The 11,053-nt window shown below is 68.3% G+C and carries 11 protein-coding genes and 1 pseudogene; 4 read left to right on the top strand and 8 right to left on the bottom strand.

Annotation, left to right across the window (positions count from 1 at the left end):
• On the bottom strand, positions 1–234 hold the full coding sequence (locus NG1_RS31875; protein ID WP_062977115.1) for a hypothetical protein: 234 nt from the start codon (positions 232–234) through the stop codon (positions 1–3).
• A gap of 293 nt (positions 235–527) precedes the next feature.
• Here NG1_RS31875 and NG1_RS31880 point away from each other — a divergent pair, with 293 nt between their 5' ends.
• Positions 528–2,639, top strand: a complete 2,112-nt coding sequence (locus NG1_RS31880; RefSeq protein WP_062977142.1) for an AMP-binding protein — start codon at positions 528–530, stop codon at positions 2,637–2,639.
• A gap of 58 nt (positions 2,640–2,697) precedes the next feature.
• Here the strand turns inward: NG1_RS31880 and NG1_RS31885 are convergent, their stop codons facing one another.
• Together NG1_RS31885 and NG1_RS31890 are read right to left on the bottom strand one after the other, a co-directional pair.
• Positions 2,698–4,062, bottom strand: coding sequence for a WS/DGAT/MGAT family O-acyltransferase (locus NG1_RS31885; RefSeq protein ID WP_062977117.1), 1,365 nt, complete (start codon positions 4,060–4,062; stop codon positions 2,698–2,700).
• 193 nt (positions 4,063–4,255) lie between these two features.
• Entirely contained in the window at positions 4,256–4,906 is a 651-nt protein-coding gene (locus tag NG1_RS31890; protein WP_157114363.1) for a DUF6968 family protein, read from the bottom strand.
• 180 nt (positions 4,907–5,086) lie between these two features.
• On the opposite strand from NG1_RS31890, the gene NG1_RS31895 reads away from it, so the two are divergent.
• Complete coding sequence (locus NG1_RS31895) at positions 5,087–5,599, top strand: hypothetical protein (protein ID WP_062977121.1); 513 nt, start codon at positions 5,087–5,089, stop codon at positions 5,597–5,599.
• 54 nt (positions 5,600–5,653) lie between these two features.
• Here NG1_RS31895 and NG1_RS31900 read toward each other — a convergent pair whose 3' ends face one another.
• The 3 genes from NG1_RS31900 to NG1_RS31910 all read right to left on the bottom strand — a co-directional run bounded on the left by NG1_RS31900 (position 5,654) and on the right by NG1_RS31910 (position 7,613).
• Positions 5,654–6,418, bottom strand: a complete 765-nt coding sequence (locus NG1_RS31900) for a DUF8020 domain-containing protein (protein WP_063910495.1) — start codon at positions 6,416–6,418, stop codon at positions 5,654–5,656.
• 192 nt (positions 6,419–6,610) lie between these two features.
• Positions 6,611–6,943: a helix-turn-helix domain-containing protein gene (locus tag NG1_RS31905; RefSeq protein ID WP_168434256.1), complete on the bottom strand. Its 333-nt coding sequence runs from the start codon at positions 6,941–6,943 to the stop codon at positions 6,611–6,613.
• A 181-nt stretch (positions 6,944–7,124) separates the two neighbouring features.
• Positions 7,125–7,613 carry a nitroreductase family deazaflavin-dependent oxidoreductase gene (locus NG1_RS31910; protein WP_062977125.1) on the bottom strand — a complete coding sequence of 163 codons (489 nt, stop codon included), beginning with the start codon at positions 7,611–7,613 and terminating at the stop codon, positions 7,125–7,127.
• Positions 7,614–7,795: 182 nt separating this feature from the next.
• Between NG1_RS31910 and NG1_RS31915 the strand changes: the two genes are divergently transcribed.
• Positions 7,796–8,662 carry a mycofactocin-coupled SDR family oxidoreductase gene (locus NG1_RS31915; RefSeq protein ID WP_062977127.1) on the top strand — a complete coding sequence of 289 codons (867 nt, stop codon included), beginning with the start codon at positions 7,796–7,798 and terminating at the stop codon, positions 8,660–8,662.
• Between the two features lie 16 nt (positions 8,663–8,678).
• On the opposite strand, the gene NG1_RS31920 is transcribed toward NG1_RS31915, so the two are convergent.
• Both NG1_RS31920 and NG1_RS31925 read right to left on the bottom strand, forming a co-directional pair.
• Positions 8,679–9,257 carry a TetR/AcrR family transcriptional regulator gene (locus tag NG1_RS31920; protein WP_062977129.1) on the bottom strand — a complete coding sequence of 193 codons (579 nt, stop codon included), beginning with the start codon at positions 9,255–9,257 and terminating at the stop codon, positions 8,679–8,681.
• 110 nt (positions 9,258–9,367) lie between these two features.
• Entirely contained in the window at positions 9,368–10,234 is an 867-nt protein-coding gene (locus NG1_RS31925) for an LLM class F420-dependent oxidoreductase (protein ID WP_062977132.1), read from the bottom strand.
• A 370-nt stretch (positions 10,235–10,604) separates the two neighbouring features.
• Between NG1_RS31925 and NG1_RS31930 the strand changes: the two are divergent.
• A pseudogene (locus NG1_RS31930) lies at positions 10,605–11,053 on the top strand (cytochrome P450); the annotation flags it as partial.

Genomic DNA, 11,053 nt, shown 5'->3' on the forward strand with positions numbered 1-11,053 from the left:
CTACGTGCGGGGGCGGGCGGCCGAGCCGGTCATCGGGGTGGCGGACACCTCGCCCGTCCAGCCGCACGGCAAAGCGCAGCCGGCGATGACTTTGGTCTCCATATCGCCGTTGTCGTAGTGCAGCGTGGTGCTCTCCGCGTAAGCGGGATAGCCGCACGCTCGGCATTTGCCGAAGAAGTCGAGGATCTCCTCGGCGCGGGAGTGCGCGATGCGTCGTGCGGGGTTGTGGTCCATAATCTCTCCAGCCAGCGGGCGGTCCTGCCGAGCAGGCATCTGCGACGTTAGGATCGGCCGTCGCCGCCGGACGGGAGTTTCGGTGATCGTTGGGTTCATTCACAGGCGTCGCGCGAGGGATTTGGGCCGGTTCCCAGCCTCAGGTGAATGCTGGGCAATCGCAGGGTATTTCCTGCGTGTCGCTGGTAGTGGTGGCGAGGCCCGAGCTACTTGACCTTACCTGTGACTGACGTTACAAAGGAGCTACCCGCCGACCCGAAGTTCTTCGAACCGGCCGACGAGAAGTGCACAAGTTGGTTACCGACGTCATCGATGTAGTCGCCGAATTCGCTATCGCCCGCAAGACCGTCTGGGACCTGCTGCTCGAACCGCAGACGTATCCGCGCATGTTCACCGGTATCGGCGCGTGTGAGCAGATCCAGTCGGCCGACGGGAACGTGGTCTGGCAGATGCGCGTCGGCACCTACGAGTCCGGTATCCGCACCCACCAGATCCGAATCAGCGTGGGCCGCTGGTACGAGAGCTTCGAGATGCAGTACGCCGCGCTGGGCAGCTTCGCGTCGGTGCGACTGCACGGCGACGAGGAGCGCACCAAGGTCACGGTCACCTATTTCGCCCCCAGCCGCGTGCACCCCCGCGTGGCGGAGCTGTCCAATGTGGCGATCGCGGACTGGACCAAGAGCGGACTGAAGCGGGTGGCCGACGTCGCCAAGGGCGCGCGGACCTCCCTGGTGGTCAACGGGGAGGATTCGCCGATCCGGCGCAACGCGGGCGTCGCGCGGCAGATGGTGGCCAGCGGGGTCGTGCTGCCGGTTCGTCTCGATCGCAGCTTCAAACAGCTGCGTTCACTGGCGAAGTGGGGTTTCAACCTGGCGGGCGGATACGCGGCGGGCGCGGCGTACGCCCCGGACCGGGTCGCGATCATCGACGACCACGGCACCCGCTCCTTCGCCGACATGCACGAGCGGACCAATGCGCTGGCAGGCGCGATGGCCGCGCACGGTCTCGGCCCCGGCGACGCCATCGGACTGCTGGCGCGCAATCACGCGGCGATGGTCGAATGCATGGTCGCCGCGGGAAAACTCGGTGTGGACGTCGCACTGCTGAACGCCGGGCTGGCGGGCCGCACCATCGAGGAGATCGTCCAGCGCGACCGGCTTTCGGCGCTGTTCGTCGACGGCGACCTGGAGGAGTTGGTGCGCTACCTGCACGCCGACATCCCGCGCTACAACACCGACGAACGGCCCCCGGTGCCCGAGCGGACAACCGTGGATCAACTCGTGGCCGAGGGGCACACCACCTTCCGCACGCCCGCCCAGCCGGGGCGGCTCATCGTGCTCACGTCGGGGACCAGCGGGACGCCGAAGGGCGCGCGCAGGCCGCACCCGAAGGGCTTCGGGTCCATCGCGGCCCTGTTGTCGCGCATCCCCATGCAGATGAACGAGACCATGCTGATCCCGGCGCCGCTGTTCCACACCTGGGGGCTGGCCGGGCTACAGCTGAGCACCGCGCTGCGCGCGACCGTGGTGCTGACGGGACGGTTCGACGCGGAGGACTGCCTGCGCAGCATCGCCGAGCACCGGGTCAACACGGTGATCGTCGTGCCGACCATGGTGCAGCGCATCCTCGATCTGCCCGCGCACGTGCGCGCCCGCTACGACACCTCCAGCCTGCGGCACATGATCAGCTGCGGCGCGCCGCTGGCGGGCGCGACCGTCGAGCGATTCATGGAGGCATACGGCGACGTCCTCTACAACGTCTACGGTTCCACCGAGGTGTCGTGGGCGACCATCGCGACCCCCGATGACCTGCACACCTCGCCGACCACGGCCGGGCGCCCCCCGCTGGGCACCAAGGTCGCCGTGCTCGGGCCGGACCACCGCAGGTTGCCGATCGGCGCCACCGGGCACATCTTCGTCGGCAATCACATGCTGTTCGACGGTTACGTCAACTCGGCGCCGCCGGACGAGGCGCACGGCATGCTCGACACCGGCGATCTGGGCTATCTGGACGCCTCGGGCCGGTTGTTCATCGCGGGCCGGGACGACGAGATGATCATCTCCGGCGGCGAGAACGTCTTCCCGCGCCCCGTCGAAGAGGCGCTCGCGCACTTGCCGCAGGTCAGCGACGTCGCGGTGGTCGGTGTGCCGGACCACGAATTCGGGCAGCGGCTGGTGGCCTTCGTGGTCAAACGCGAAGGGTCGGGGCTCGATTCGGACATGGTCCGCACCTACATCCGCAACCGCTTGAGCCGCTTCTCGGTCCCGCGTGATGTCACCTTCCTCTCGGCGCTGCCGCGCGGCGACACCGGCAAGATCCTCAAGCGCCTGCTGGCCGGCCCCGGTGCGGCGAAGCCGGAGCTGCCGCCGTCGATCAACGGGCTCGGGACGGCGAGTTCGTCCTGACCTCCGAGCGGCGATCCGGCCGCCCGGCCGCTGTGTCGGCTCGCCACTGGGGGTCCGGTCAGTAGACGGTGTCCTCCAGATCGGTCAACGCGGATTCCAGGTGGTCGAGCAGCCTGGCCACGTCCGGCACGCTGCGGCGGCAGGCGACGATGCCGATGTCCAGGCTGTCGGCATTGCTGGTGAGGGTGATGTTCACCGCCTGCCCGTCCAGGGGAATCGACAGCGGATAGCTGGCGGCGACGCGCGCGCTGTTCCAGTACTGGGGTTCGCGCGGCCCCGGGATGTTGGAGATGACGATGTTGAACGGCGGGCTGGTCAGCGCGACCGTGGCAGGGAGCAGCAGCGACAGGGCGAGCGGACTGAGGGTCAGCGCGGAGAGCGAGACCGCCTGCACTGGGGAGAGCGTGCGATAGATCTCCTTGCTGCGGTGCATCGACGAGCTGATCGCCGCCAGCCGCGCGGCCGGGTCGGGCAGGTCGGTGGCGAGATTGCACAGCAGCGCCGCCACCGCGTTGCCCCCGCTGCCCCCGTCGTCGGATTCGGGGCGCAGCGAGACCGGAACCATGGCGATCAGCGGCTTGGCCGGCAGGGCGAGGTGTTCGAGCAGATAGGTGCGCAGCGCGCCCGCCGACATGGCCAGCACCACATCGTTGAGCGTGGTGCCGGTCATCTTCTTGACCTGGCGGATCCGGTCCAGCGGCCACGAGCGGGCGGCACAGCGGCGGGCTCCGCCGATCGGGACGTTGAACATGGTGCGCGGTGCGGCGAAGGGCAGCGTCAGCTGTTGCTCGACCAGCGCGGTGCGGGCCAGGCGCAGCGCCGAAGAGGCCGAGCCCGCCGCGGCGAACAGCGCACGCGCGCGGCTCCCGAGGGTGTGCCCGCGCGGTGCGTGCTCCCGGTGCCCCGAGGACGGCGGCAGATGCCAGGGCACCAGCGCGGCGCCGGACTCGGGATCGGTGCTGAGCGTGCGCTGTAACAGGCGTTGCGCGCCGACGCCGTCGATGAGCGCGTGGTGCATCTTCGCGTACAACCCGACCCGGTCGCCGGCGAGCCCTTCGATCAAGTGCGCCTCCCACAGCGGCCGGTGCCGGTCGAGCAGGGTGCTGTGCAGGCCGGCGGCCATCTCGGTGAGGGCGTCCAGGCCACCTGATTCCGGCAGCGCCCACCGTTGGACGTGGTAGTCCAGTTCGACGGCGCTGTCCACGGTCCAGGCCAGCTGCGGAGTGCCGAGGAGGCGAGCAGGGCGCTTGCGGAACATGGGGTGGAAGTCCTGGTCGGCCGCCAGCGTCGCGTGCGCGCGCCGGGCGAACTCGGGTCCGGTGCCGTCCGCGGGATCGAAGATCGACAACGAACCGACGTGCATCGGGTGCTCGCGTGATTCCGCGATGAGGAACAGGGCGTCGACCGGCGAGATGAATTCCATGGGCAGTTCCCTCCTGGCGACGCCGCGACTCCGCCACGGTCTGGATCAGGACGTGGGGAAGGTCGGCGACGGGCGTGCCGGACTGCTCATGGCGCGGGCTACCCACGCCGGTCGAACGACGATCCACCAACCGGTGATTCGATGCCGAATCCGGACCGGCTGGGCGGTTCGCCGCGGATTGTGCGTCTGGGGCTCAGGACAGGCGGCTGACCGGCCAATCCTGCGGCAGCTCGAGGCGTTCGCTGATCATGCTGATCGCGGTGTGCAGCGCCTGGATCTCGTCGACGCCGCTGGCGAGCGACGCACCCTGCTCGCTGATGTGGAACCGGCACAGATGCTCGCGCCGGTCGGCCGCGAGGTACGGCCTGCCGATGATGATCGACAACGAGCTGTCGGCATCGCGCAGCGTACGGGCCGCGATCAGAGCTTGCGACTCGTGCTCCGCCGTCGTGGCGGCGCACGAAGGGCGCGTGGGGGCGGCGGGGAAGCCCGGATCGCACGGTTCGGTCACCGCGAAGTGCGCGCCGTGGCTGTTGGCTTGCCGCAGCTCCTGAGCGATCTCCTGGAAAGCGCGGTACAGCGCGGCGATGGAGTCGGGGCCGTGCGCCCATCGCTCGCCGATGCCCTGGATGCGGAATCCGCACACCACGCCGGTGGCGCCCGGTGCCATCTGCGGTTTGCCCACCTCGATCGACACTTCTCGCGTGGCATCGGCGACGGTTCGGGTGGCGATCACCTCCCTGATACGTCGCCATTTCGTGCTCGCGATCGCACCGCCGTGTTCGGACTCGCGCACTGCGGACGTGGTCGTGTCACCAGTGACCCGCGCCGGTATCGCTCTCATGAATTCTGGAGTACCCAAGTAGGCCCCCGGTTTATCCTGCGGTTCGAGGTGACCTGGGCCGCAGAGCGGAGACACGCCGGATCGGCAAAAGGGCTACCGGACGGTTAACGCGCCTCGGGTTTGGCAGGCTGTCGCCGAGGTGTGATGGTGGGGCCGCGACGATGAGGAGGGGCGGACGAAGTGGTAACGATTGCGCAGTTACGAGCGGTTCTGTCGATTCTGCGCGTCGACCCGGACGAGGTCGGCGGGTGGTTGGGTGGCACGGGTCTGCGCGGTCCGGACGCCGAACGGGTCCTACTGATCGGTTTGCTACACCGGATCGCGAGCAGTGAACTGCGTCAGATCGTCACCACGACGATGGACGAGGAGGAGGCCGCCAAGGCCGCCGCGGTGAGCACCTTCCCGGTGAACGGCGAGAACCCCACGGAGCAGGTGCGTTTCGACGCGCACTGGCTGCACGACCGGATCGGCGCGCTGGCGGCGGGCACCACCGTGGAGCCGGTGCCGGTCCTGTTGGACGCCGCCGCGCGGTCGACGGACGCGGCCGAGACACTGCTGCTGCTCAGCCGCAACCCGCGCGGCCACGACGCGGATGCCAGATGGGAGCGAGCGCTCGACGATCTGGGGCGCGCCTATCACCAGATCAACGATGAGCGCGTGGGCCGCTCGAACACGACGACCGCGCCGCTGTAGCGGCGCGGTCGTCGGAGGTCTCGTCCCGGCGGCGTGGTCGCCGCCGAGACGCGGTCACTTGGGCGGTGCGGGTGTGACCTGGACGGGCTTGTCCGCGAAGCGGGTGGTGCCCTCGGCTGCTTGCAGCGTGGTGAGCAGGTCGACACCCGCCACGACCAGGGTCGGTCCGCCGACCGCGATGGTTCCGAGGATGCCGCCGAGGCTCGCGCCGGTCAGCAGACCGGCCACGCACCCGACGGGGATGGTGACCAGGCAGCCGATCGTGGCGCCGATGGCGGTGCCGATGAAACCGCCGATGGCGGTGGCGAGTCCGAACTGGCTGGCGAATTCGTCACGGGCACGCTGGTTCTCGGTCATGGACGCGACCGGTTTGGCGACCAGCGTTTCGGCGGGGGCCATGCCTTCCGGCCTGGTCGGCTTCAGCTCCAGCACCGTGCTGTCCTTCTTCACTTCGGGATGCACGGGAATGGCGGTGCCCGCGATCCGGAAGTCCAGCGGCAACGTCATGGCGACGTGGCCGTCCTCGTCGCGGATGTCGACCACGTCGATCACTCGAGCGATGTCCGCGGGGGCCCCGGTGTGGTCGACGAGCACCCCGTCGCGCTCGGTTAGTCGAGCGTTCTCCTCGCCGGCGGGCTGATCGCGCAGCGCTTTGGACAATTCGAAGGTTCCGCCCCGGAGCGCGGCGACCACCGTCTGTTCGACGATCCTGGCCGAGTAGGTGATGTCGGGAGCCGGCTCGGCGTGAGCGACGCCGGAGCCGATGGTCAGCGAGCCGATGGCGAGTATCGCTGCCGCAGTGATGCCGCGGAGTTGCATGATTCGTCCATTCCTTCATCGGGTTCACACCTGCGTCCAGCACGGCCGGACCCGCGCACTCCGGCGGCGCAAGAGCAGTCGTCTAGGTCGCTGAGCAGCCTAGCAGCGCGTGCAGCTACCTATGAGCGTTCCGGCTCGGCCGGTCGGAGATATCGAAAAATTCTCCGACCGGCCGGGTTTCGCCTCGGGCGATCAGCGCGCTGCGGCGAGTTCGCTCGCCTGCTCCTCGCCCAGGATCGTCGCGCTGGTGCCGGGGGGCCAATCGAGTGCCGCGTCGAGCCGGTCGAGCACCTCGGCGCTGGGCCGCGGATTGCGGGACCGCTCGATCTCGCTGATCACCTTGGCCGGCGGGCCGCCGTTGCCCGCCACGTCCGCCTGGGTCCACTTCATCTCCCGCCGCCGCGCGCGCACGCGCGCGGCGAGCGCGTCGAGATCGAGCGCGAAAACCGCCTCGGCCTCGTCCGCGACGACCTCCGGTGCCGCGGGCGCTTCGTGCTCTTCGGCCTGGCGCTTCTCCCGCAGCATTCCGCTGGTGATCAGCCTGGACCGTTTCCGCCTACCCATTTTCGCCACACGCTCTCCCATCCTCTGTCGAGTCGATCGATTGCGTCGCACTGCCGCGGCGGGCGAGCCCCGCCGCGCCGGGAACGCTGAACATCATGGGGGAGTGTGGGTGCGGACCCCACTCGACGCGCCGGGCGCGCGGTCAGTGCGCCTGGTCCTCCGGCTGGAGAATCAGCACCGGTATCTCGCGTTCCGTCCAGGATTGGTAGGCGTCGAAGTCCGCGTAGAGGGCGACGAGCAAGGGCCACAGGCGCTTCCTCTCCTGCGGGGTCGCCACGCGGGCGCGAACGCGGCGGTGCTCGGCACCTACCTGCACCCGGGTGGTGGGATGCGCCGAGAGGTTGAAGTACCACTGCGGATGGTTCGGCAACCCGCCTTGCGAGGCGACGACCACCAGGTCGTCGCCGTCCACCAGATACAGCAGCGGGACGGTGAACACCTTGCCCGATTTGCGGCCGCGATGCTCGAGCAGCAAGGTCGGCACCGGCTTCCGGAAGCCCGCGCCGATCCGCCATCGCCCGCCGATGCGTCCTCCGGTCCGGCGGAAGACCCAGACCTGTGCCTTCGACATGTACTTGATGAGGGCCCCGACGAGCGGCGAATCGAGATTGCGCGGGCGGTTCGGCGTCATCGGACGCCCCGCTCGGCCGGGCGGGAACGGGGCGCGGCGCTCGAATCGGCTGCGGTGAAGAGTGATTGATCCATACCTTTGTCCGTAGTATCGTCCAGACAGATGTCCGGTTACTATTCCATAGACGCGCGGCGCGTGTCGCAGGGATATCGGAAACCGGTGACGAGCACGGTGGAGGAAACATGAATCGGGTCAGCGGCAAAGTCGTCCTGGTGACCGGCGCGGGGCGGGGGCAGGGCCGCAGTCACGCGCTCGCTCTGGCCGAAGAGGGCGCCGACATCATCGCCTTCGACATCTGCGCCGACATCGCCAGCAACGACTACGCGCTGGCGACCGAGGCGGACCTCGCCGAGACCGAGGACTTGGTCGCGAAGACCGGCCGCAGGGTGGTGGCCCGGAAGGTCGACGTGCGGGATCGTCCCGCGCTGCACGAGGCGATCGGGGCCGCCGTCGCCGAACTCGGGCGCTTGGATGTGGTGGTGGCCAACGCCGGGATCTGCCCGCTCGGCCACCACGTGCCGCTGCAGGGATTCGTCGACGTCTTCGACGTCAACTTCGTCGGCGTGGTGAACACCGTGCACGCCGCGCTGCCGCATCTGGGGGCGGGCGCCTCGATCATCGTGACCGGCTCGGTGGCGGGTTTGGTGCCGCAGACCGGATTCAACGGCCAGCAGGCGCTGCAAGGCCCGGGCGGCGACGGCTACGGTCTGTCGAAGAAGATGATCCGTTCCTACACGCAGACTTTGGCCTTGACGCTGGGGCCGAGCTCGATCCGGATCAACGCGGTGCACCCGACCAACGTCGACACCGACATGCTGCACAACCCCGGCATGTACCAGATCTTCCGTCCGGACGTGCAGCATCCGACGCGGGAGGACGCCGAGGTCACCTTTCCGTTCATGCAGGCCATGCCGATTCCCTTCGTCGAGGCATCGGACATCTCCCACGCGGTCACGTTCCTGGCCTCCGACGAGTCGCGCTATGTGACCGGCTTGCAGATGTTCGTCGACGGCGGGGCGTCGCTGAAACTGGGGCTGGCGGGGCAGTGACGCGAAACGCGCTGCGTCACTTCAGGATGAGCATCGCGGACCGTTCGATGCGGTCCGCGATGTCGGAATACGATTCGTAGCCCATACCGGCGTGCACCAGCGCGCCCGCGTAGAGTAATTCGAGCGATTTCAGAATATCCTCGTCGGGACTTCCGGACAGCGCATGCGCCAGGCGGGCGCGAATTTCCAGACCGATGCGCGCGCGTAAATGTTCGACATCCGGATCGCGGCCGAGCAGCGCGCTGGTGACCGCGCCGGACAATTCCGGTTCGTCGGCGACGAGCAACGCGATGCTGCGGAGTTCGGCGATCACGCGCACGGTGACGTCCGCGTCCTCGCTCACCGGCGAGGGCGTCGCGCGGAGCCTGCGCCAGAAGATCTCCGCGACCAGGTGTTCCTTGGACGAGAAGTAGGTGTACGCGGTGGCGGTGCCGACCTTCGCGTTGGCGGCGACCATTCGGATGGTCATGCCGGCGAACCCCTCCCGGGAAAGCACTTCCAGCGCCGACCTGGTGAGCTTCTCGACGGTGTCGGCCTGTTTTCCGGACAAGCGCCGCCGGGTCGCCTCGACAGTTCTGGAATCGCTTTCGGACATGTGTCTAGATGGTAGTGTTGTTATTCTGTTCGAGCAACGTGCACGCTGCGGAATCGTTGTGTTTCCGGCCACGATGAAATTGTTCGACGGGATGCGGGCACCGCGACTGGTTATCCCACGCCGAGTGGCCGGCCGATGTCCGCGAGTTTGCCGGACAACCGCTCGAGGTAGGCGAGGATCGCGGGCTCGTCCTTGTCCGGCAGGCCGTACACCACATCGGTGACGCCCCCGTGTTCCCACTCGGCCAGGCGCGCGGCGTCGGGTTTGTAGTCGAGAGCGACCACGCGCGGACGTCCGGTCCGCCCCGCCTGCTGCCAGATGTCGTGCAGCAGGGCGAGTCGATCCGAGATCTCCGTTTCCCCCGGTGTGGTGATCCAGCCGTCGGCGGACTCGGCTATCCACCGGAACGTGCGTTCGGTGCCCGCCGCGCCGATCAGCACCGGCACCGAGCGCCGCACCGGTTTCGGCCAGGCCCAGCTCGGCCCGAAGCTCACATACTCGCCGTCGTGGCTCGCCTCGTCCTGGCTCCACAGTGCCCGCATCGCCGCCAGATACTCGCGCAGCACCGTGCGCCGCTTGTTCGCGGGCACGCCGTGATCGGCGAGTTCGTCGGTGTTCCAGCCGAATCCGGCGCCCAGCAGGACCCGTCCGCCGCTGAGGTGGTCGAGTGAGGCGATCGTCTTGGCCAGGGTGATCGGGTCGTGCTCGACCGGGAGTGCGACGGCGGTGGCCAGTTCGATGCGTTCGGTGACGGCGGCTGCCATGGCCAGCGCCACCCAGGGGTCGAGCGTGCGCAGGTATCGGTCGTCGGGTAGCGACGCGTCGCCGGTCTGCGGATGCGCCGCGCTGCGCGCCACCGGGATGTGCGTGTGCTCGGGGACGTAGAAGGAGGCGAATCCCGCCTGCTCCGCTGCGCGGGCGGCCGGGGCGGGGGCGATGCCACGGTCGCTGGTGAACAGGACGATGCCGAATCGCATGGGAACCCCTGTCTTGTCGGGTCGTTCGGTGTGGTGCTCGGTCTTTCGCCGGTAAGCGCATCGGCGGCGCTCCTGATGGCGCGCGTGCCGGGTGGGGGACACCGGTGCGGCTCGGCGGCCGAGCGGTATGGACAGTTGTTCGGACTGTAGTCCGATCGTATACGGCCTGCAAGAACGCGTTCTCGTTTTCCGCTCCGGCGGGTCGTGCGCCGGGGCGCTGGGTCGCGGTTTCGAAGAGATCGTTCGTTCGGGATTGTCCTGAAAATCTGTCAGTGGTACCGTCCAGACACATGTCCAGCTATGTGTCTCTCCGAGTGGAAGCGGGGCCGCTTCCCGTTGAGAACGTGTTATCGGATTCGGAGTGTGGACGATGACCGCCGCGGTGGAACCGGTGACGTTCGATCCGTATGACTACGGGTTTCACGAGGACCCGTATCCGACGTATCGGCGGCTGCGAGACGAGGCGCCGCTGTATCACAATGCGGCTTTGGGCTTCTGGGCGTTGTCGCGGCACGCGGATGTGGTCGCGGCGTTTCGGGACAGTGTGCGTTTGTCGAGTGCCAATGGAGTGTCGTTGGATCCGGCGGCGTGGGGGCCGCACGCGCATCGGGTGATGTCGTTTCTGGCGATGGACGATCCGCGGCATATGCGGATGCGGCGACTGGTGTTCAAGGGGTTCACGCCGAAGCGGGTCGCGGAGATGGAAGTGCGGATCCGGGAGTTGACGCTGTCGTATTTGGAACCGGCGCTGGCCGGTGGCTCGTTCGACTGGATCGATGAGGTCGCGGGCAAGTTGCCGATGGATGTGATCTCCGAGCT

The sequence above is a fragment of the Nocardia gamkensis NBRC 108242 genome (genome assembly GCF_001612985.1).
Taxonomy (GTDB): Bacteria; Actinomycetota; Actinomycetes; order Mycobacteriales; family Mycobacteriaceae; genus Nocardia; species Nocardia gamkensis.

Bases quoted from the DNA above. Each gene is read 5' to 3' on its own strand.
- NG1_RS31875 (WP_062977115.1), bottom strand. From the start codon at position 234: ATGGACCACAACCCCGCACGACGCATCGCGCACTCCCGCGCCGAGGAG.
- NG1_RS31885 (WP_062977117.1), bottom strand. From the start codon at position 4,062: ATGGAATTCATCTCGCCGGTCGACGCCCTGTTCCTCATCGCGGAATCA.
- NG1_RS31890 (WP_157114363.1), bottom strand. From the start codon at position 4,906: ATGAGAGCGATACCGGCGCGGGTCACTGGTGACACGACCACGTCCGCA.
- NG1_RS31900 (WP_063910495.1), bottom strand. From the start codon at position 6,418: ATGCAACTCCGCGGCATCACTGCGGCAGCGATACTCGCCATCGGCTCG.
- NG1_RS31905 (WP_168434256.1), bottom strand. From the start codon at position 6,943: ATGCTGCGGGAGAAGCGCCAGGCCGAAGAGCACGAAGCGCCCGCGGCA.
- NG1_RS31910 (WP_062977125.1), bottom strand. From the start codon at position 7,613: ATGACGCCGAACCGCCCGCGCAATCTCGATTCGCCGCTCGTCGGGGCC.
- NG1_RS31915 (WP_062977127.1), top strand. From the start codon at position 7,796: ATGAATCGGGTCAGCGGCAAAGTCGTCCTGGTGACCGGCGCGGGGCGG.
- NG1_RS31920 (WP_062977129.1), bottom strand. From the start codon at position 9,257: ATGTCCGAAAGCGATTCCAGAACTGTCGAGGCGACCCGGCGGCGCTTG.
- NG1_RS31925 (WP_062977132.1), bottom strand. From the start codon at position 10,234: ATGCGATTCGGCATCGTCCTGTTCACCAGCGACCGTGGCATCGCCCCC.